The sequence below is a fragment of the Burkholderia singularis genome, from assembly GCF_900176645.1.
Taxonomy (GTDB): Bacteria; Pseudomonadota; Gammaproteobacteria; order Burkholderiales; family Burkholderiaceae; genus Burkholderia; species Burkholderia singularis.
Map to the genome: position 1 here is coordinate 13,385 of NZ_FXAN01000086.1, position 19,333 is coordinate 32,717.

The 19,333-nt window shown below is 67.8% G+C and carries 17 protein-coding genes; 12 read left to right on the forward strand and 5 right to left on the reverse strand.

From position 1 onward, the window contains the following. Positions 1–168: 168 nt before the first annotated feature. Both BSIN_RS19120 and BSIN_RS19125 read left to right on the forward strand, forming a co-directional pair. Positions 169–2,295 carry a site-specific recombinase gene (locus BSIN_RS19120; RefSeq protein ID WP_089341615.1) on the forward strand — a complete coding sequence of 709 codons (2,127 nt, stop codon included), beginning with the start codon at positions 169–171 and terminating at the stop codon, positions 2,293–2,295. Between the two features lie 218 nt (positions 2,296–2,513). Beyond that, positions 2,514–3,821, forward strand: coding sequence for a THUMP domain-containing class I SAM-dependent RNA methyltransferase (locus tag BSIN_RS19125; RefSeq protein ID WP_089341616.1), 1,308 nt, complete (start codon positions 2,514–2,516; stop codon positions 3,819–3,821). Positions 3,822–3,889: 68 nt separating this feature from the next. Here BSIN_RS19125 and BSIN_RS19130 read toward each other — a convergent pair whose 3' ends face one another. Beyond that, entirely contained in the window at positions 3,890–4,078 is a 189-nt protein-coding gene (locus BSIN_RS19130; protein ID WP_143757497.1) for a hypothetical protein, read from the reverse strand. A 265-nt stretch (positions 4,079–4,343) separates the two neighbouring features. On the opposite strand from BSIN_RS19130, the gene BSIN_RS19135 reads away from it, so the two are divergent. Next, positions 4,344–4,736, forward strand: a complete 393-nt coding sequence (locus BSIN_RS19135; RefSeq protein ID WP_089341618.1) for a VOC family protein — start codon at positions 4,344–4,346, stop codon at positions 4,734–4,736. 115 nt (positions 4,737–4,851) lie between these two features. After that, on the forward strand, positions 4,852–5,544 hold the full coding sequence (locus BSIN_RS19140) for a helix-turn-helix transcriptional regulator (RefSeq protein WP_089341619.1): 693 nt from the start codon (positions 4,852–4,854) through the stop codon (positions 5,542–5,544). Between the two features lie 87 nt (positions 5,545–5,631). On the opposite strand, the gene BSIN_RS19145 is transcribed toward BSIN_RS19140, so the two are convergent. From BSIN_RS19145 to BSIN_RS19155, 3 genes are read right to left on the reverse strand one after another with little or no spacing between them, the layout of a single operon-like run. Further along, on the reverse strand, positions 5,632–7,086 hold the full coding sequence (locus BSIN_RS19145) for an NAD(P)(+) transhydrogenase (Re/Si-specific) subunit beta (protein WP_059569096.1): 1,455 nt from the start codon (positions 7,084–7,086) through the stop codon (positions 5,632–5,634). After that, entirely contained in the window at positions 7,083–7,409 is a 327-nt protein-coding gene (locus BSIN_RS19150; protein WP_059569095.1) for an NAD(P) transhydrogenase subunit alpha part 2, read from the reverse strand. The genes BSIN_RS19145 and BSIN_RS19150 overlap by 4 nt, the downstream gene beginning before the upstream one ends. Before the next feature lie 13 nt (positions 7,410–7,422). Next, positions 7,423–8,562: a Re/Si-specific NAD(P)(+) transhydrogenase subunit alpha gene (locus tag BSIN_RS19155; RefSeq protein ID WP_089341620.1), complete on the reverse strand. Its 1,140-nt coding sequence runs from the start codon at positions 8,560–8,562 to the stop codon at positions 7,423–7,425. Positions 8,563–8,809: 247 nt separating this feature from the next. Here BSIN_RS19155 and BSIN_RS19160 point away from each other — a divergent pair, with 247 nt between their 5' ends. The 3 genes from BSIN_RS19160 (at position 8,810) to BSIN_RS19170 (ending at position 12,268) form a co-directional block, all read left to right on the forward strand. Then, entirely contained in the window at positions 8,810–9,328 is a 519-nt protein-coding gene (locus tag BSIN_RS19160; protein WP_069233807.1) for an NUDIX hydrolase, read from the forward strand. Beyond that, complete coding sequence (mnmA, locus tag BSIN_RS19165) at positions 9,325–10,521, forward strand: tRNA 2-thiouridine(34) synthase MnmA (RefSeq protein WP_089341621.1); 1,197 nt, start codon at positions 9,325–9,327, stop codon at positions 10,519–10,521. The genes BSIN_RS19160 and mnmA overlap by 4 nt, the downstream gene beginning before the upstream one ends. A 127-nt stretch (positions 10,522–10,648) precedes the next feature. Further along, positions 10,649–12,268 carry an FMN-binding glutamate synthase family protein gene (locus BSIN_RS19170; protein WP_089341622.1) on the forward strand — a complete coding sequence of 540 codons (1,620 nt, stop codon included), beginning with the start codon at positions 10,649–10,651 and terminating at the stop codon, positions 12,266–12,268. Between the two features lie 98 nt (positions 12,269–12,366). Here the strand turns inward: BSIN_RS19170 and BSIN_RS19175 are convergent, their stop codons facing one another. Then, complete coding sequence (locus tag BSIN_RS19175) at positions 12,367–12,978, reverse strand: glutathione S-transferase family protein (RefSeq protein WP_089341623.1); 612 nt, start codon at positions 12,976–12,978, stop codon at positions 12,367–12,369. A gap of 175 nt (positions 12,979–13,153) precedes the next feature. Here BSIN_RS19175 and BSIN_RS19180 point away from each other — a divergent pair, with 175 nt between their 5' ends. From BSIN_RS19180 to purH, 5 genes are all read left to right on the forward strand, one after another. After that, entirely contained in the window at positions 13,154–14,569 is a 1,416-nt protein-coding gene (locus BSIN_RS19180) for an aminopeptidase P N-terminal domain-containing protein (RefSeq protein ID WP_089341624.1), read from the forward strand. 43 nt (positions 14,570–14,612) lie between these two features. Beyond that, positions 14,613–15,812: a UbiH/UbiF/VisC/COQ6 family ubiquinone biosynthesis hydroxylase gene (locus tag BSIN_RS19185; RefSeq protein WP_089341625.1), complete on the forward strand. Its 1,200-nt coding sequence runs from the start codon at positions 14,613–14,615 to the stop codon at positions 15,810–15,812. Positions 15,813–16,374: 562 nt separating this feature from the next. After that, positions 16,375–17,439, forward strand: a complete 1,065-nt coding sequence (dusB, locus tag BSIN_RS19195) for a tRNA dihydrouridine synthase DusB (RefSeq protein ID WP_089341627.1) — start codon at positions 16,375–16,377, stop codon at positions 17,437–17,439. After that, a complete protein-coding gene (locus BSIN_RS19200; protein WP_004194052.1) occupies positions 17,436–17,669 on the forward strand; it encodes a Fis family transcriptional regulator in 234 nt (77 codons plus the stop codon). The genes dusB and BSIN_RS19200 overlap by 4 nt, the downstream gene beginning before the upstream one ends. A gap of 58 nt (positions 17,670–17,727) precedes the next feature. Then, entirely contained in the window at positions 17,728–19,305 is a 1,578-nt protein-coding gene (gene purH / locus BSIN_RS19205; RefSeq protein WP_089341628.1) for a bifunctional phosphoribosylaminoimidazolecarboxamide formyltransferase/IMP cyclohydrolase, read from the forward strand. The last annotated feature ends 28 nt before the right edge of the window (positions 19,306–19,333 follow it).

The following is a 19,333-nucleotide window of genomic DNA, read 5'->3' on the forward strand; positions in this document are numbered from 1 at the left end:
GCGCATACGCCATCTGCGCATCAATTGGGCGGCCATCGCACGCGACGCCTGGCCCGCCGATTGCCGTTCATGCTTAGCGGGTAATATGTCTGGTTTTTTGACGCGAAGCCTCAAGTCGCGCCGCCGGCCTGCTGGCCGGACTCGGCGTCAAGCGGCATCTATCTCTTTATGTTCGAATCCCTGACGACCCTGATCAAGAAATGGCGGGCGTCGCGAAACGCGAGTCACCAGCTCGACGCGCTCCTTGCGACCGCCGACGCCAACGCGCCGTATGCGGAGCGCGCCGAATGGCTGATCGAGTTCGCGCATTGGCTGCGGCGCAGCGGCGCGATGCCGGCCGCGACGTCGGGGACGCCGCCCGATGGCGACGCCCCCGACGAGCGCACGCTGACCGCGCACGCACGGCTGCGCTATGCGCTGCACGTGCTCGAGCGCAATCCCGCGTGGAAGACCAATGTCGCGCGCGTGATCCGCGGCGTGCTGCGCGACAGCGATGGCATCTCGCTGCTGTGCGATGCGGGCATGCCGGTGCATTCGGGCTTTTTCGGCGCGCTCGTCGAGCGGTTCGACTCGTCGCTGATCCCGCCCGCGCCGAACCGCCGCGAGCTGGCCGCGCTGTTCACGCTGATGTTCCCGCTCACGACCGACGCCGCGTGGATCGACTCGCTGCCGGACGATCTGCTCGCGCGCCTGTCCGATCTGTTCGCCTTCGACGTGACGGACCAGGAGCGCCACGAGCCCGGCGCGTTCTCGCGCGATCTGCTCGCCGCGCTGCATAACCTGACGTGCCAGATCAGCTCGACCGGCCTGTCGCAGACCGTGCGCAGCCGCCTGGCGACCGACGACGCGCGGGCGCCGCTCGAAGCGCAGCCGTTCTTCCGGCTCACGCGCGCGATGCTCGCCGTCGAGACCGCGAACGCGGCGCTCGAGGAAAGCGCGGGCGGCGATCCGAGCAAGCTGCTGCACGAAGTGAACTATCTGCGCGTGCTGCTGGACGAATGCGGGCAATCGATCGAAGACATATACGCGCACCTGTACCGCAACGGCGTGTCGGTCGACATCGTGTTCCAGGTCGAGCGCATGCGCATGCGCATCAAGCGCGCGGAGACGCTGCTGAACGCCTGGATGGCGCGCGACGATCTGCGCGGACTCGCGCGGCTGACGGCCGAGCTGATCGATGCGAATCACAACAGCCAAAGCGTGTCGCATCTCATGCGCAGCAATTTCGCGCTGTTCGCGCGCAAGCTCGTCGAGACGAACGCCGATACCGGCGAGCACTACATCACGCGCGGCCGCGCCGACTATCTGAAGATGCTGCGCATGGCTGCGGGCGGCGGCCTCGTGACGGTCGCAACTGTCTGCATCAAGTTTTGGATCACTGGCGCGCACCTGCAATCGATGCTCGAAGGTCTGCTCGCCGGCATCAATTACGCGGCAAGCTTCCTGCTGATGCACTTTCTGCATTTCACGCTCGCCACCAAGCAGCCGGCGATGACCGCGCCGACGATCGCGCGCGAACTGGACGGCACGTCGCACGACGCAGGCGTGAAGCAGTTCGTGTCGTCGGTGATCGCGCTGATCCGCACGCAGGCGGCCGCGATCTGCGGCAACGTGCTCGTCGTGCTGCCCGTATGTTTCGCCGTGCAGATGTTCGCGCAAACCGTGCTGCATACAAACGTGATCTCGCCGCAAAAGGCGCATGCCACGTTGCAGTCGTTCTCGCTGATCGGCCCGACGCCGATCTATGCCGCGTTGACGGGCGTGCTGCTGTGGGCGTCGAGTCTCGTCGCCGGCTGGGCCGACAACTGGTTCGTGCTGCACCGCGTCGGCGACGCGCTCGCATACAACCGGCGCCTGCGGCTCACGCTCGGCATCGCGGGCGCGGCCAAGCTCGCGCACTTTTGCCGCTCGAACGTCGCGGGCGTGGTCGGCAACGTCGGCCTCGGGCTGATGCTCGGCCTCGTGCCGGCAATCGTCAGCGTGTTCGCGTTCTCGTTCGAGGTGCGCCACGTGACGCTGTCTGCCGGCTCGATCGGCGTCGCGCTCGGCGTGCTCGGCGAGCAAACGCTGCGCTCGGGCGAGCTGTGGTGGGCCGTCGCGGGCGTGCTCAGCATGGCGATCCTCAACGTCGCGGTGAGCTTCGCGCTCGCCTTCACGATGGCCGTGCGCTCGCGCAGCCTTCGGCCAACGAAGGTGCGCTCGCTCGTCGCCGCGATCGGCCGCGCGGTGCTCAAGCGGCCGATCAGCCTCGTTTGGCCACCGCGCGGGGCGGCGGGAGAAAGCGGCGCGCATTGAGCGGCAAGGCTCGTCCGGAAATGTCGGGGAGCGGCGGAAAAACGCCAGGGCAGCCGCCGAAGCAGCCCCGGCCATGCACCACGGCAAACGCGCCGTTTCCTGTTGTTATCCGGCGTGCGCGCCCGCGCACGCGCCCCCGCTCCCTGCCCGGCCGCCGCCGGCGCGGCCACCCCGCGCGCGCGTACAATGGCGTACTTTTGCCCGCATCCGCCCGTCCTATGTCTTTGCCGACCCTATTCGATTTTTTCGCTCCTTGCCCGCGCGGGCTTGAAGCCGCGCTCGCCGGCGAACTCGCCGAGATCGCCGCGCGCCACGCCGTCGCCCCGTTCGAAACGGGCGCGCAGGTGCCGGGCGGCGTGCATTTTCGAGGCGGCTGGGCGGCCGGCATGGCGGCCAATCTGCATTCGCGGATCGCAAGCCGCGTCCTGCTGAAAATCGCCTCGCGCCCGTACCGCAACGAGCAGGACGTCTACGCGCTCGCGCTCGAACAGCCGTGGGAGCGCTGGTTCGCGGCGACGCAGACGCTGCGCGTCGACATTACCGCAATCAAATCGCCGCTCAAGAGCCTCGAATTCGCGACGCTGCGCGTGAAAGACGCCGTCTGCGACCGTTTGCGCGACAAAACGGGCGCGCGTCCGAGCATCGATACCGCGCAGCCCGACGTGCGCGTGTTCGCGTTCCTGACGGCCGCAGACTGCACGCTGTACCTCGACACGTCCGGCGAGCCGCTCTTCAAGCGCGGCTGGCGGCTCGACAAGGGCGCCGCGCCGCTGCGCGAGAATCTCGCCGCAGGCATCCTGCGGCTGACCGGCTGGACGCCCGGCACGCCGTTGTACGATCCGATGTGCGGCAGCGGCACGTTCGTCGCGGAAGCCGCGCAGATCGCGCTCGACGTGGCGCCCGGCGTCGAACGCCGTTTCGGCTTCGAGAAGCTCAAGCAATACGACATCACCACGTGGCAAACGCTCAAGGTCGCCGCGATGGACGCGAAGCGCGCGGCGCGCGGCAAGCGCGACGATCTCGCGATCTTCGGCAGCGACATCTCCGGCGACATGCTCGACAAAACCCGTGCGAATCTCGAGCGTGCGGGCGTGCCGCCGATGTGGCTCAAGCAGCTCGACGCGCGCCACATGGCGCCGCCCGTCGGCACACCCGGCGTGATCGTCGCAAACCCGCCGTATGGCGAGCGAATCGCCGTGCGCGGCCGCGGACCGCGCGGCGACGTGCGCGGCGCGGATCGTCCGCGCAGCGACGACGCGTTCCGCCGCACCCACACCGACGCGCCGGACAGCGAGTTCTTCCGCGCGCTCGGCGATGCGCTCAAGCAGCACTTCACCGGCTGGCGCGCGTTCCTGCTGAGTTCGGACCGCACGCTGCCGGGGCAATTGCGGTTGCGCGAATCGGCGAAAACGCCGCTGTTCAACGGCGCGCTCGAATGCCGGCTGTTCCGCTTCGATCTGATCGCGGGCAGCACGCGGCAACGCAACAACGCATCCGCGAGCGACGACGCCGATCACGACGCTTGACGGGCGGCAAACCGCCGGGCATGCTGCGCTCGCCCGGCATTACCGGCGCGCGCCGCGCCTCGGACCGTTCAGAGCGGCGCGCGCGTGATTGCATCGCCCCATCGCGTTGCGATCTCACGGATCGGCAGCACATTGCGCGCCGTACCGCCGCTTTCGTTCGCGTCGCACGATCGCGACTCGAGACTTGAGCCGCTTGCCGGCCCCGGTACGAAGCCGCCGCCCGACATCGCACCACTGCGCTCACGCGTCATTCGCATTCGGCTCGATCGCGCCCGCCAGTTGCGAATAGGCCGCACCCCGAACAAGCAAACGCAAGCCGCATCCACGTGCGCCTTGGCCCGTTACAACGCCCGTTCGGCCGCCCGCCCACCGCGCTTCGCCCCGTAGCCGAACGCGCGCCCCCCACGCTGCGACGCTACTGACAACACGCTGTCAGCAGGCCTCGCGCACACTGCGAAACCGTCGCGATGCGGCCCATCTCCCGGCGGGACGTCGTCTTCACCCATGTATTCAGGAGCCTTCATGACCACCGCAAACAGCGAACATGTGATCGCATGGTTCGACATTCCGTCGCTCGATTTCGAACGCGCGATCCGTTTCTACGAAGCGATGCTCGACACCGCACTGCAACGCGACGTGATCGGCGGCGTACCGACCGCGGTATTCGTGCATCCCGAAGCGGCCACGGGCGGCGCGCTCGTCTATGATCCGCAGCGGCTCAGGCCCGGCGAGCACGGCGTCGCCGTCTACCTGAACGCGAACGGACCGGTGACGGCCGCGCTCGAGCGCGCCAAGCGCGCGGGCGGTGTCGTGCAGGGATCGGTAATCGAGCTGCCGAACAACTACGGCTACATCGGCTATCTGATCGACACCGAAGGCAACCGCATCGGCCTGCATTCGCGCACATGCCGTTGAGCGCGGCGACGCCCGCGCGCGCACGGCCGGGCGCCGCAAACAGACGTGCCGGCCGTCACGCGTGGCGCTATCATCGCGACATTGCCAATCCCGCTCACTCCTCGAAAGCCCCGCGATGACGCGCCGCGCCGACCGCTTGTTCCAGATCGCCGAATTGCTGCGCGGCCGGCGTCTGACGACCGCGCAGCAACTCGCCGACTGGCTGTCGGTATCGCCGCGCACCGTGTACCGCGACGTGCGCGATCTGCAACTGTCCGGTGTGCCGATCGAGGGCGAAGCCGGCATCGGCTATCGCCTGAACCGCACGGCGAGCCTGCCGCCGCTGACGTTCACCGCCGAAGAGCTGGCCGCACTCGCGGCCGGCGCGCGGATGATCGAGACCTGGGGCGGCGCGCGCTTCGCGGGCGGCGCGCGCTCGGCCCTCGCGAAAATCGCCTCGGCGATGCCCGCCGACAAGCGCGCGACGCTCGAGCGGCTCGCGGTGTTCGCCCCGTCGTTTCACATCGACCGCTCATTCTCGGAGAAAGTGGATGCGCTGCACGAGGCCGTCGACAGCCGGCGCACGGTCAGCTTCGCGTACCGCGACCGGTTCGGCGCGCAGACGGCGCGCCGCGTATGGCCGCTCGGGCTGCTGTATTGGGGCGGGCGCTGGACGATCGGCGCGTGGTGCGAGATGCGCGGGGATTTCCGCACGTTCGATATCGCCCGGATGAGCGAGGTTGCGGTGTGCGAACCGTTTCCCGATCAGGAAGGCCGGCGGCTCGCCGATTATCTGCGCAACGCGAATGCACCGATGCATCAGCGCTAGGCTCCGTCCACGCCCGTAACGGGCCCGGCTGAGCGGCCGCGCGAGGCGGCCGCTCGGCAAGCGCGCCGCCCCGCGCGTCGCGCGCGCTCACTCGACCGCCTTCACCATGTCCTCGATGACCTTCTTCGCATCGCCGAAGACCATCATCGTCTTGTCCATGTAGAACAGCTCGTTGTCGAGCCCCGCGTAGCCTGCCGCCATCGACCGCTTGTTGACGATCACCGTGCGCGCCTTGTACGCCTCGATGATCGGCATGCCCGCGATCGGCGATTTCGGATCGTTCTTCGCCGCCGGGTTGACGACGTCGTTCGCGCCGAGCACCAGCACCACGTCGACTTGACCGAACTCGCCGTTGATGTCTTCCATCTCGTGCACGATCTCGTAAGGCACTTCCGCTTCCGCGAGCAGCACGTTCATATGCCCCGGCATCCGCCCGGCGACCGGGTGAATCGCGTATTTCACGTCGATGCCCTTGTCGGCCAGCTTATCGGTCAACTCCTTGAGCGCATGCTGCGCACGCGCCACCGCAAGACCGTAGCCCGGCACGATCACCACCGTCTCCGCGTTGCCGAGCATGAATGCGGCGTCGTCGGCCGAGCCCGATTTCACCGGCCGCTGTTCCTTCGCGCCGCCCGACGCGGCCGCGCCCGCGTCGCCGCCGAAGCCGCCCAGGATCACGTTGAAGAACGAGCGGTTCATCGCGTGGCACATGATGTACGACAGAATCGCGCCCGACGAGCCGACCAGGGAGCCCGCGATGATCAGCATCGCGTTGTTCAGCGAGAAGCCGATGCCCGCCGCCGCCCAGCCCGAGTACGAATTCAGCATCGACACGACGACCGGCATGTCCGCGCCGCCGATCGGGATGATGATCAGCACGCCGAGCACGAACGCGATCGCCGTCATCACGATGAACGGCAGCCACGCCTGCGTCAGGAAGAACAGCACGCCGAAGCCGAGCATCGCGAGCGCGAGCATCAGGTTGATCAGATGCTGGCCGGGGTAGACCACGGGCGCGCCCTGGAACAGCCGGAACTTGTATTTGCCTGACAGCTTGCCGAACGCGATCACCGAGCCGGAGAACGTGATCGCGCCGACGAACGTGCCGATGAACAGCTCGATGCGGTTGCCGTATGGAATGAAGTCCGGCGATGCCGCATCCTGCGGCACCAGGCCGAACGCCGCCGGCTCGGCCACCACCGCATACGCGATGCACACCGCGGCCAGACCGATCAGCGAGTGCATCGCGGCGACGAGCTCCGGCATCTTCGTCATCTCGACACGCGCGGCCACCACCGCGCCGATCGCGCCGCCGACGACGAGCGCGCCGAGCACGAGCGCGAGCCCGAGCGGCAGATTCGCGCCGAGCCACGCGGCCTGCTTGACGATCAGCGCGACGGTCGTGAGAATCGCGATCGTCATGCCGACCATTCCGAATAGATTGCCTCGTCTAGCGCTCTTCGGATTCGACAGACCTTTGAGCGCCTGAATGAAGCACACCGACGCGACCAGATACAGCAGCGTGACGACGTTCATGCTCATCGCGCGCCCTCCTTCGCGTTGCCGCCGGCTTTCGGCTCCTTCTTCCTGAACATCTCGAGCATCCGGCGCGTGACGAGAAAGCCGCCGAACACGTTGACGGCCGCGAGCGCGACGGCGAGCGTGCCGAAGAACTTGCCCACGCTGCCCACCGTGAGCGCGGCGGCAAGCATCGCGCCGACGATCACGATTGCCGAGATCGCGTTGGTCACCGCCATCAGCGGCGTGTGCAGCGCGGGCGTCACGTTCCAGACCACGTGATAGCCGACATACACCGCGAGCACGAAGATGATCACGTTGATGACCGTGTGATTGATGAGTTCCATCGCCGCCTCCCCGTTATTTGCGCGTGACTTCGCCGTCGCGGCACAAAAGCGTCGCGGCGACGATGTCATCCGAAAGATCGATGTTGAGCGCGCCTTCCTTCGTGACGATCAGCTTCAGGAAGTCGAACAGATTGCGCGCGTAGAGCGACGACGCGTCGGCGGGCACCATCGCGGCCAGATTCGTGTAACCGGCGATCGTCACGCCCTGGTGGACGATCACCTGATCGGCCACGCTCAGCGGGCAGTTGCCGCCTTTGCGGCCGTCGATCTCGGGCCCGCGGCCCGCCGCGAGATCGACGAGCACCGAGCCGGGCTTCATCGACTGGACGGTCTGCGCGGAGATCAGCGTCGGCGCGGGGCGCCCCGGAATCAGCGCGGTGGTGATGACGATGTCGGCCTGCTTCGCGCGCTCGTGCACGAGCGCCGCCTGGCGCCCGAGCCACGATGCCGGCATCGGCCGCGCGTAGCCGCCCACGCCCTCGGCCGCGTCGCGCTCCTCCTGCGTTTCATACGGAACGTCGAGAAACTTCGCGCCGAGCGATTCGATCTGCTCCTTCACCGCCGGGCGCACGTCGGACGCCTCGATCACCGCGCCCAGACGCTTGGCGGTCGCGATCGCCTGCAAGCCCGCGACGCCCGCGCCGAGCACCAGCACGCGCGCGGCCTTCACGGTGCCGGCGGCTGTCATCAGCATCGGCAGAAAGCGCGGATACAGCGACGCGGCGACCAGCACCGCCTTGTAGCCGGCGATATTGGCCTGCGACGACAGCACGTCGAGGCTCTGCGCGCGCGTGGTGCGCGGCGCGGCCTCCAGCGCGAAACCGGTGACGCCCGCCGCCGCGAGCCGCGCCGCCTGCTCGGCGTTGAACGGCTCGAGCATCCCGACGAGCGTCGCGCCGCGTTTCAGATGCGCGGTTTCGGCCTCGGTCGGCGCCTGGACCTTCAGCACGAGATCCGCGCCGAGCGCGGCGGACGCATCGGCAAGCTCCGCGCCGGCCGCCGCATACGCGTCGTCCGGAAAGCTCGCGCCCGCGCCGGCGCCGCGTTCGAGCGTCACGCGATGGCCGCCCGCTACGTATTTCTTGACCGTCTCCGGCGTCGCCGCCACGCGCGCCTCGTTCGCCCGCGTCTCGGCAGGCACTCCGATATGCATCGTCGATCCCTCCTCTGCATGATTTTTGCTGCTGGACTGCGGGCGAGCCGGACGACTGGACATACCGGCTCGAAGGCAACGGCTGTTTCAGGCGCCACTTTAACCGAAAGCGGCTGCGATTCCGCAACGGGGCGGGTTCGCAGCGGCCCCACCGGGGCAGCGCGGCAACGCAGGGGCTTGCGCCGGGGTCGGAACCGCGCTATGGGGTTACGGCAGCCCACGCGCGCAACCGGTAAAATGCGGGACCATGAAACCCGAAATCTGGACTCCGCACGTGACGGTCGCCGCGATCGTCGAGCGCGACGGGCGCTTTCTCGTCATCGAAGAGCACACGTCATCGGGCCTGCGAATCAATCAGCCCGCAGGCCATCTCGAAGCCGGCGAAACGCTCGTCGACGCGGTGATTCGCGAAACGCTCGAGGAAACCGCGCGTCCGTTCGAGCCCGACGCGCTCGTTGGCATCTACCTCGCGCACTACGAGCGCCCGGCGCGTGCCGGCGCGACCTATCTGCGCTTTGCGTTCTGCGGCCGCGCGGGCGACGCGCTCGCGGGCCGCGCGCTCGACGACGGCATCGTCCGCACGCTGTGGATGACGGCCGACGAGTTGCGCGCCTGCGCGCAGCACCACCGCTCGCCCACCGTGATGCGCAGCGTCGACGACTACCTCGCCGGGCGCCGCGTGCCGCTCGATTTCGTGCACACGCACTCGGTCGCGCCCTACCGCACGGGCAGCACGGCCGACGTCCGGCAGGCGGTGGACAAATGAGCAAGCGCCGGGTGGTGGTGGGCATGTCGGGCGGCGTCGATTCGTCGGTGACCGCATGGCTCTTGAAGGAACAGGGCTACGACGTCGTCGGCCTCTTCATGAAGAACTGGGAGGACGACGACGACGGCGAATACTGCTCGACGCGGCAGGACTGGATCGACGTCGTATCGGTTGCGGATCTGATCGGCATCGACGTCGAGGCGGTCAATTTCGCGGCCGAATACAAGGACCGGGTATTCGCCGAATTCCTGCGCGAGTACTCGGCGGGCCGCACGCCGAATCCGGACGTGCTCTGCAACGCCGAGATCAAGTTCAAGGCGTTCCTCGATCACGCGATGTCACTTGGCGCGCAGACGATCGCGACCGGCCACTACGCGCGCGTGCGCGAGCGCGACGGCCGCTTCGAGCTGCTCAAGGCGTTCGATCACACGAAAGACCAGTCGTACTTCCTGCACCGGCTGAATCAAGCGCAATTGTCGAAGACGCTCTTCCCGCTCGGCGAGATTCCGAAAACTCAGGTGCGCGAGATCGCCGAGCGCATCGGCCTGCCGAATGCGAAGAAAAAAGATTCGACCGGCATCTGCTTCATCGGCGAGCGGCCGTTCCGCGACTTCCTGAACCGCTATCTGCCGACGCAGCCCGGCCCGATGAAGACGCCCGACGGCAAGACGGTCGGCGAGCACATCGGCCTCGCGTTCTACACGTTCGGGCAGCGCAAGGGCATCGGCCTGGGCGGCAGCAAGGACGGCAGCGGCGAGCCGTGGTTCGTCGCGGCGAAGGACATTGCGTCGAACACGCTGTACGTCGTCCAAGGCCATGACCATCCGTGGCTGCTGTCGCGCGAACTTGTCGCGGGCAACGTCAGCTGGATCGCGGGCGAGCCACCCGCCGACGGCATGCGGTGCGGCGCGAAAACCCGCTACCGGCAGGCCGACGCGCACTGCGCGTTCGGCCGCGCCCCGGCCGGCGACGCGAACGGCGAACGCTTCTCGCTCACGTTCGACACGCCGCAGTGGGCAGTCACGCCCGGCCAGTCGGCGGTGCTGTACGACGGCGACGTGTGCATCGGCGGCGGCATCATCGAATCGGCGGCCGGCAGCCCAGCCGGCCTCACCGCTCCGGCCGCGCCCACATCCGCGTTGAGCGCCGCGCACCCGGCAAGCGGCGTTGCCACGCTCGCCGGCGCGCGCTGAGCGGCGAACGGTTTAGACTGGCGGCACGCGCACGGCGCCGCGTCGAACGGCGCGCCGTGCCGGTTGCCGCACCGCCCGGCCCTACCGGGCATCGCGGCGTCTCAAAAAACGATGATTGGGAGTCCCCATGTTTTCTCGACGCTATCTCGCGATGTGGTGCGCAGCCGTTCTGCTCGCCGCGCTCGCGCTGCTTGCCGCGCGGCATGCGATTTCGTGGCTATGGATGGTGCCGGTTGCCGCCGCCTTCGCGCTCGGCCTGTATGACCTGAAGCAGGACCGGCACGCGATCCTGCGCAACTATCCGATCTGGGGCCACCTGCGCTTCCTGTTCGAGTTCATCCGCCCGGAGATCCGCCAATACTTCGTCGAGGACGATACCGACGAAAAGCCGTTCTCGCGCGCGCAGCGCAGCCTCGTCTACCAGCGCGCGAAAAACGTCGCCGACAACCGGCCTTACGGCACCGAGCTGGACGTGAAAGCCGTCGCGCATCAATGGATCAGCCACTCGCTCGCGCCGACGAAGCTCGACGGGCATGATTTCCGGATTCGCGTCGGCGCGTCGCGCAAGCAGCCTTACGACATCTCGATTTTCAATATCTCGGCGATGAGCTTCGGCGCGCTGTCGGCAAACGCGATCCGCGCGCTGAACCTCGGCGCGAAGCTGGGCGGCTTCGCGCACGACACCGGCGAGGGCTCGATGTCGAAGTACCACCGCGAGAACGGCGGCGACATCATCTGGGAAATCGGCTCCGGCTACTTCGGCTGCCGCCGCGCCGACGGCACGTTCGATCCGGACAAATTCGAGAAGCAGTCGCGCGAGCCGCAAGTGAAGATGATCGAGGTGAAGCTCTCGCAGGGCGCCAAGCCGGGCCACGGCGGCGTGCTGCCCGCCGCGAAGATCACGCCCGAGATCGCCGAGACGCGCGGCGTGCCGATGGGCGAGGATTGCGTGTCGCCCGCCGCGCATTCGGCATTCTCGACGCCGCGCGAGCTGCTCGAATTCGTCGACCGGCTGCGCGAGCTGGCGGGCGGCAAACCGACCGGCTTTAAGCTGTGCATCGGCCATCCGTGGGAATTTTTCGGCATCGCGAAGGCAATGCTCGAAACGGGCATCGTGCCGGATTTCATCGTCGTCGACGGCGCGGAAGGCGGCACGGGCGCAGCCCCGCTCGAATTCACCGATCACGTCGGCGTGCCGCTGCAGGAAGGGCTCCTGCTCGTCCATAACACGCTCGTCGGAATCGGGCTGCGCGATCGCGTGAAACTCGGCGCAAGCGGCAAGATCATCACCGCGTTCGATATCGCGCGCACGCTCGCGATCGGCGCGGACTGGGTGAACTCGGCGCGCGGCTTCATGTTCGCGGTCGGCTGCATCCAGGCGCAGAACTGCCATACCGGCCGCTGCCCGACCGGCGTCGCCACGCAAGACCCGGTGCGCCAGCGCGCGCTCGTCGTGCCCGACAAGGCCGAACGCGTGCGCAACTTCCATCGCAATACGCTGCATGCGCTGCAGGAATTGATCCAGGCGGCGGGGCTGCGCCATCCGAGCGAGCTGCGCGCGCACCACATCGTTCAGCGCATCGCGCCGCACGAGGTGCGGCTGATGTCGCAACTGCTCAAATATCTGCCGCCGGGCGCGCTGCTCAGCGGCAGCCCGTGCGGGCTGTCGCTGTACGACACGTGGTGGCCCGCCGCGCGCAGCGATTCGTTCACGCCCGGCGAAATCGTCTACGCGCAACTCGGCTGAGCCTGCCCGCGTCCCAAACGACAACGCCTCGCGGCGCTCGCCGCGAGGCGTTGTCGTTGGCCGCTTAGCGGCCGCTGCCTATCGGCCGCGCGCCGCCGTCACTGCGGCACCGTATCGACGAACGACGGGCGCTGCGACAGCTTCGCGTAATGCTTGTCGAGATACGGATGGCGCTCGCGCCAATTGATTTCCGGCATCCGGAAGTCGAGATAACCGAGCGTGCAGCCGAGCGCGATGTCGGCGAGCGTGTAGTGATTGCCGACGCACCACGGCTTGCCGCCGAGCCCCTGCGACATCGCGACGAGGCCGTCGTCGATCTTGCGCTGCTGGCGCGCGATCCACGCGTCGTTCCGCTGCTGCGGCTCGCGCTGCGTGTGCTCCACGCGAATCGCCACCGCCGCGTCGAGCACCCCGTCGCCAAGCGCCTCCCAGCACCGCACCTCGATGCGCTCGCGCCCGGACGGCGGAATCAGCTTGCCCACCGGCGACAGCGTATCGACGTATTCGCAAATCACGCGCGAATCGAACACCGCGGCGCCGTCTTCCATCACCAGGCAGGGCACCTTGCCGAGCGGGTTCGACGCGTGGATGTGGGTGTCTGGCGCCCAAACGTTCTCGAGTTCCAGTTTGTAGTCGATCTTCTTTTCAGCGAGCACGATTCGCGCCTTGCGGGTGAATGGGCTGCTGAGCGAGCCGATTAATTTCATCATTGCCTTCTGTCGGGTTCTATCGAGAATACCGCCCGAGAGTATACGTTGCCGCCGATCATAACCGGGGGGCGTTGACTGATTGACAATCGGCTGCCCGGCCTGTGGATGGTTTGCAACAATTTCCGCCGCCCATTGCGCTCGCGCGCATGCGCCGCGACGGCGCTACAATCGCGTGATGAACCAGCCGACCGAACCCGCCATCGCCCTCGACGTCTACCGCCAGCGCCGCGACCGCGTGCTGGCCGCGCTGCGCGCGCAAGGCGGCGGCGTCGCGATCATCTGCACCGCGCCGGAAGTGATGCGCAACCGCGACAGCGCTTATCCGTACCGGCACGACAGCTACTTCTACTACTTGAGCGGCTTTGCCGAGCCCGATGCGCTCGTCGTGCTCGACGCATCGTCCGAGGCAAGCGCGCCGCGCACGATTCTGTTCTGCCGCGCGAAAAATCCCGAGCGCGAGATCTGGGAAGGCTTCCATTTCGGCCCCGACGCCGCGCGCGACGCCTTCGGCTTCGACGCCGCGTTCGCCTACGACGCGCTCGATGCCGAGATGCCGCGCATCATTGCCGACGCGCCCGCGCTCTTCTATCTGTTCGGCGCATCCGCCGAACTCGAGCGCCGCATCGCCGGCTGGCTCGACGCGGTGCGCGCGCGCGAACGCACGGGCGTCGCACCGCCGCGCGCGGCGTTCGATCTGACGCCGCTCGTTGACGACATGCGGCTCGTCAAGGACGCGCACGAGCAAACCATCATGCGCCGCGCCGCCGACATTTCCGCGCTCGCGCACCGCCGCGCGATCGCCGCATGCCGCCCCGGCGTGCGCGAATACGAACTGGAAGCCGAGCTGCTGTACACGTTCCGGCGCCACGGCGCGCAATCGCCGGCTTACGGCTCGATCGTCGCCGCCGGCGCGAACGCCTGCGTGCTTCATTACCCGGCCGGCGACGCGATCGTTCAAGACGGCGATCTGGTTCTGATCGACGCGGCGTGCGAACTCGACGGCTACGCGTCCGACATCACCCGCACGTTTCCGGCGAACGGCCGCTTCTCGGGCCCTCAGCACGAGCTGTACGACATCGTGCTCGCCGCGCAGGAGGCTGCGATCGCGGCCACGCGCGCCGGCGCGGCATTCGACGATCCGCACGACGCCGCGGTGCGCGTACTCGCGCAAGGCATGCTCGACACCGGCCTCGTGCCGAAAGCGCGCTTCCCGAGCGTCGACGACGTGATCGCCGAGCGCGCGTACACGCGCTTTTACATGCACCGCACCGGCCACTGGCTCGGCATGGATGTGCACGATTGCGGCGACTATCGCGAGCGCCATGCACCGCGCGGAGAAGACGGCGCACGGCCGTCTCGCGTGCTGCAACCGGGCATGGCGCTCACGATCGAGCCGGGCCTCTACGTGCGCCCCGCCGACGACGTGCCGCCGGCGTACTGGAACATCGGCATCCGGATCGAGGACGACGCCTTCGTCACGCCCGGCGGCTGCGAGCTGATCACGCGCGGCGTGCCGGTGGCCGCGGGCGAGATCGAGGCGCTGATGCGCGATGCGCGCGCCGCCGCGCCGTCACCGCAGCAGCAACCGTGACGCTCGCGCCTCGCCTTCCCGCCAGAACGAACCACCACTCACGATGACGACCGCCGCCTCCTCACCTGCGTTCGATTTCGATTTCGATATCGCGATCGTCGGCGCGGGCCCGGTCGGGCTCGCGCTTGCCGGTTGGCTCACGCGCCGCAGCGCCACGCGCGCGCTGTCGATCGCGTTGATCGACGCGCGCGCGCCGCAAGCGAGCGCAAACGATCCGCGCGCGATCGCCGTATCGCAAGGCAGCCGGATTCTGCTCGACACGCTCGGCTGGCCTGCCGACGCCACGCCGATCGAGCATATCCACGTGTCGCAGCGCGGCCGCTTCGGGCGCACGCTGATCGACCGGGACGAGCACGACCTCGCCGCACTCGGCTATGTCGCGCGCTACGGCTCGATCGTCGAGGCGCTCGCACGCGCGGTGCGCGGCGCGCCGGTGCACTGGTTCATGTCGGCTTGCGCGCAAACGCCCACGCAGGACGCCGACGGCGTGAGCGTGACGATCGAGACGCCGGATGGCATGCGCACGCTGCGCGCGCGCGTGCTCGTCAACGCCGAAGGCGGGCTCTTCGGCGACCGCGAACGCAAGCTCGCCAAGCGCACGCGGCGCCGAGACTACGAACAAACCGCGCTCGTCGGCACCGTCTCGGTATCGGCGCCGCGCCCGCGCGTCGCATGGGAGCGCTTCACCGCCGAAGGCCCGCTCGCGCTGCTGCCGCTGGGCGGCCCGCGCCAGGCGGACTATGCGCTCGTCTGGTGCTGCGCGCCCGACGCCGCGCAGCGGCGCGGCGCGTTGCCCGACGACGCGTTTCTACGCGAACTCGGCGCCGCGTTCGGCGAGCGAATGGGCCGCTTCACGCATATCGCGGGACGCGCGTCGTTTCCGCTCGGACTCGCCGCGGCCGACACGCTCGTCGACGGCCGTATCGCAATCGTCGGCAACGCCGCGCAAACGCTGCATCCGGTCGCGGGCCAGGGGTTGAATCTCGGCTTGCGCGATGCGCACACCCTCGTCGAGGCGCTGTCCGAACATGGCGCAACGCCGCTTGCGCTCGCGGCGTTCAACGCGCGCCGCGCACTCGACCGGCGCCTCACGATCGGCACAACGGATACGCTCGCGCGCCTCTTCACGATCGATTCGACGCCGCTCGCGCTGCTGCGCGGCGCGGCGCTCACCGCGCTCGAATGCGTGCCGCCGCTCAAGACGGCCATCGCACGGCAGATGATGTTCGGACAGCGGCGCTAAAGCGTGCCGCGCCGGTCGAATCGTCGGCCGGCCGTTTTCCGTTTTCCCGAAAATTCACGGGCCCGATCCGGTGAAAGCCGCCCGGCATGCGCGGGCGGTGCGTGGCGCGACGCGCCGGCACGCGCGTCGGCGCCCGCCATAACCGGCGGCACATGCGCCGATATCGCGCCGCATCGACCCGCCGCGCACGCTGCCGCTTGTCGACGGGCTGCGTCACTTCGTCATGCCCGCGATGCACAAACCGCTGCCCGGCTCGCGCGCCGATCGCCGCGAATCGTCGAAGCCCCAGGCAAGCGCCAATGCCGTGCGCATCATCCGCCGCCGCACGGTGGCGCGACACGCTCCGCCCGCACATTGCGTTGCCGCAAAAACGCCGCGATACGCCGCATTACCTCGAGCCGCCTGCCGCGACCATGCGCCGCGCCACTTTCGCGCCCTGTTCATCGCCGATTTAACGATCACCGACATTTGCACAATTCGGCAGCATCGGCGGTTACGGTAAAATGCGCGTTTTCCCGTCCGTCGACCTCCTGCCCGCGCCCGTGCGGGCAGCCCCATTGCGATGCCCGTTCTCGGCTCTCACGTTCTGCGCAACAACCTGTTCGTCGCCCCGATGGCGGGCGTCACGGACCGGCCGTTCCGCCAGCTTTGCAAGCGCCTCGGCGCGGGCTACGCCGTGTCCGAGATGGTCGCGTCGAATGCGCAGCTCTGGAAGAGCGAGAAGACGATGCGCCGCGCGAATCACGCAGGCGAGGTCGAGCCGATCGCCGTGCAAATCGCGGGCGCCGACCCGGCGATGATGGCCGAAGCCGCACGCTACAACGTCGCCAACGGCGCGCAGATCATCGACATCAACATGGGCTGCCCGGCAAAGAAGGTTTGCAACGTCGCCGCGGGCTCCGCGCTGCTGCAAAACGAGCCGCTCGTCGCTCGGATCGTCGAGGCGGTCGTCGCCGCGGTCGGCACCGGGCCCGATGCCGTGCCGGTCACGCTGAAGATCCGCACCGGCTGGGATCGCGAGCACAAGAACGCTGTGACGGTCGCCAAACTTGCCGAGGCGGCCGGCATCTCGATGCTGACCGTGCACGGCCGCACGCGCGCCGACCTGTACCACGGCGACGCCGAATACGAGACGATTGCTGCGGTGAAGGCCGCGGTGCGCATTCCGGTCGTCGCCAACGGCGATATCACGTCGCCGGAAAAAGCCAAGGCCGTGCTCGACACGACGCACGCCGACGCGCTGATGATCGGTCGCGCCGCGCAAGGAAGGCCGTGGCTCTTTCGCGAAATCGATCATTTCCTGCAAACCGGCGAGCGAATGCCGCCGCCGCGCATCGACGAGATCCGCCAGGTCATGAACGAGCACCTCGAGGATCACTACGCGTTCTACGGAGAATTCACGGGCGTGCGCACTGCGCGCAAGCACATCGGCTGGTACACTCGCGGCCTTTCCGGCGCGAATGGGTTCCGGCACCGAATGAACACGCTCGATTCCACCCGCGAGCAGCTTGCCGCCGTCAACGAGTTCTTCGACGCGCAACAGGCGCTGTCCGATCGTCTCGTCTATGTCGACGAAGCGGACGGCGGCCGCGGCGGCTCGGGTGATTCCAACCAGTTAGCAGCATGAGCAAGCACAACATCGAACAATGCGTCCGCGACAGCCTGGATGGCTACTTCCGGGATCTCGACGGCTCCAATCCGCATGACGTCTACGAAATGGTGATGTCGTGCGTCGAAAAGCCGATGCTCGAAGTCGTGCTCGAGCAGGCGGGCGGCAATCAGTCGCTCGCCGCCGAGTACCTCGGCATCAATCGCAACACGCTGCGCAAGAAACTACAGCAGCACGGCCTGCTGTAGTGCCGCGCGCGGCCGCGCCCCCGTTTTCCTGGTTATCCTGCCTATTGGTGGCTCCATCATGATCAAGCAAGCGCTCCTCTCCGTTTCCGACAAGACCGGCATCGTCGACTTCGCAAAAGCGCTGTCCGGGCTCGGCGTCAAGCTGCTGTCGACGGGCGGCACCGCGAAACTGCTCGCCGACGCCGGCCTGCCCGTCACCGAAGTAGCCGATTACACCGGCTTCCCGGAAATGCTCGATGGACGCGTGAAGACGCTGCACCCGAAGGTGCACGGCGGCATCCTCGCGCGCCGCGACCTGCCCGAGCACATGCGCTCGCTCGAGCAGCATGGCATCCCGACGATCGATCTGCTCGTCGTGAACCTGTATCCGTTTGTCGCGACGGTCGCCAAGGACGACTGCACGCTCGCCGAGGCGATCGAAAACGTCGACATCGGTGGCCCGACGATGCTGCGCTCGGCGGCAAAGAACCACCGCGACGTGACGGTGATCGTCGATCCGGCCGATTACGCCGTGGTGCTCGACGAAATGAAGGCGAACGGCAACGCGCTCAGCTACAAGACGAACTTCCGGCTCGCGACGAAAGTATTCGCGCACACCGCACAGTACGACGGCGCGATCACCAACTATCTGACGAGCTTGACCGACGAATTGCAGCACGCGTCGCGCCACACCTATCCGGCGACGCTGAACCTGGCGTTCGACAAGGTGCAGGATCTGCGTTACGGCGAAAACCCGCACCAGAGCGCGGCGTTTTATCGCGACCTCGCGGCGCCGGCCGATGCGCTCGCGAACTATCGCCAGTTGCAGGGCAAGGAACTGTCGTACAACAACATCGCCGATTCGGATGCGGCATGGGAATGCGTGAAGACGTTCGACGCTCCCGCCTGCGTGATCATCAAACATGCGAACCCGTGCGGCGTCGCGCTCGGCGCGGATGCGGCCGAAGCTTACTCGAAGGCGTTCCAAACCGATCCGACCTCCGCGTTCGGCGGCATCATCGCGTTCAACCGCGAAGTCGACGAGGCCGCCGCGCAAGCGGTCGCCAAGCAGTTCGTCGAAGTGCTGATCGCACCGTCGTTCTCGGACGCCGCCAAGCAAGTGTTCGCGGCAAAGCAGAACGTGCGTCTGCTCGAAATCGCGCCGGGCGCCGCAGCGTCCAGCGACAGCCGTCCCTTCGATCTGAAGCGCGTCGGCGGCGGCCTGCTCGTGCAATCGCTCGACACACGCAACGTGCAGCCGCACGAATTGCGTGTCGTCACGAAGCGCCACCCGACGCCGAAGGAAATGGACGACCTGCTGTTTGCCTGGCGCGTCGCGAAGTACGTGAAGTCGAATGCCATCGTGTTCTGCGGCAATGGCATGACGCTCGGCGTCGGCGCGGGCCAAATGAGCCGCGTCGATTCGGCGCGCATCGCGAGCATCAAGGCGCAGAATGCGGGCCTCACGCTCGCCGGCTCGGCGGTCGCATCGGATGCGTTCTTCCCGTTTCGCGACGGCCTCGACGTCGTCGTTGCGGCGGGCGCGACCTGCGTGATCCAGCCGGGCGGCTCGGTACGCGACGACGAAGTGATCGCGGCTGCCGACGAGCACAACATCGCGATGGTGCTGACGGGCGTGCGCCACTTCCGCCATTGACGAACGGCTTGCGCGCTGCCCTCCGGCG

Bases quoted from the DNA above. Each gene is read 5' to 3' on its own strand.
- BSIN_RS19120 (WP_089341615.1), top strand. From the start codon at position 169: ATGTTCGAATCCCTGACGACCCTGATCAAGAAATGGCGGGCGTCGCGA.
- BSIN_RS19125 (WP_089341616.1), top strand. From the start codon at position 2,514: ATGTCTTTGCCGACCCTATTCGATTTTTTCGCTCCTTGCCCGCGCGGG.
- BSIN_RS19130 (WP_143757497.1), bottom strand. From the start codon at position 4,078: ATGCGAATGACGCGTGAGCGCAGTGGTGCGATGTCGGGCGGCGGCTTC.
- BSIN_RS19135 (WP_089341618.1), top strand. From the start codon at position 4,344: ATGACCACCGCAAACAGCGAACATGTGATCGCATGGTTCGACATTCCG.
- BSIN_RS19140 (WP_089341619.1), top strand. From the start codon at position 4,852: ATGACGCGCCGCGCCGACCGCTTGTTCCAGATCGCCGAATTGCTGCGC.
- BSIN_RS19145 (WP_059569096.1), bottom strand. From the start codon at position 7,086: ATGAGCATGAACGTCGTCACGCTGCTGTATCTGGTCGCGTCGGTGTGC.
- BSIN_RS19150 (WP_059569095.1), bottom strand. From the start codon at position 7,409: ATGGAACTCATCAATCACACGGTCATCAACGTGATCATCTTCGTGCTC.
- BSIN_RS19155 (WP_089341620.1), bottom strand. From the start codon at position 8,562: ATGCATATCGGAGTGCCTGCCGAGACGCGGGCGAACGAGGCGCGCGTG.
- BSIN_RS19160 (WP_069233807.1), top strand. From the start codon at position 8,810: ATGAAACCCGAAATCTGGACTCCGCACGTGACGGTCGCCGCGATCGTC.
- mnmA (WP_089341621.1), top strand. From the start codon at position 9,325: ATGAGCAAGCGCCGGGTGGTGGTGGGCATGTCGGGCGGCGTCGATTCG.
- BSIN_RS19170 (WP_089341622.1), top strand. From the start codon at position 10,649: ATGTTTTCTCGACGCTATCTCGCGATGTGGTGCGCAGCCGTTCTGCTC.
- BSIN_RS19175 (WP_089341623.1), bottom strand. From the start codon at position 12,978: ATGATGAAATTAATCGGCTCGCTCAGCAGCCCATTCACCCGCAAGGCG.
- BSIN_RS19180 (WP_089341624.1), top strand. From the start codon at position 13,154: ATGAACCAGCCGACCGAACCCGCCATCGCCCTCGACGTCTACCGCCAG.
- BSIN_RS19185 (WP_089341625.1), top strand. From the start codon at position 14,613: ATGACGACCGCCGCCTCCTCACCTGCGTTCGATTTCGATTTCGATATC.
- dusB (WP_089341627.1), top strand. From the start codon at position 16,375: ATGCCCGTTCTCGGCTCTCACGTTCTGCGCAACAACCTGTTCGTCGCC.
- BSIN_RS19200 (WP_004194052.1), top strand. From the start codon at position 17,436: ATGAGCAAGCACAACATCGAACAATGCGTCCGCGACAGCCTGGATGGC.
- purH (WP_089341628.1), top strand. From the start codon at position 17,728: ATGATCAAGCAAGCGCTCCTCTCCGTTTCCGACAAGACCGGCATCGTC.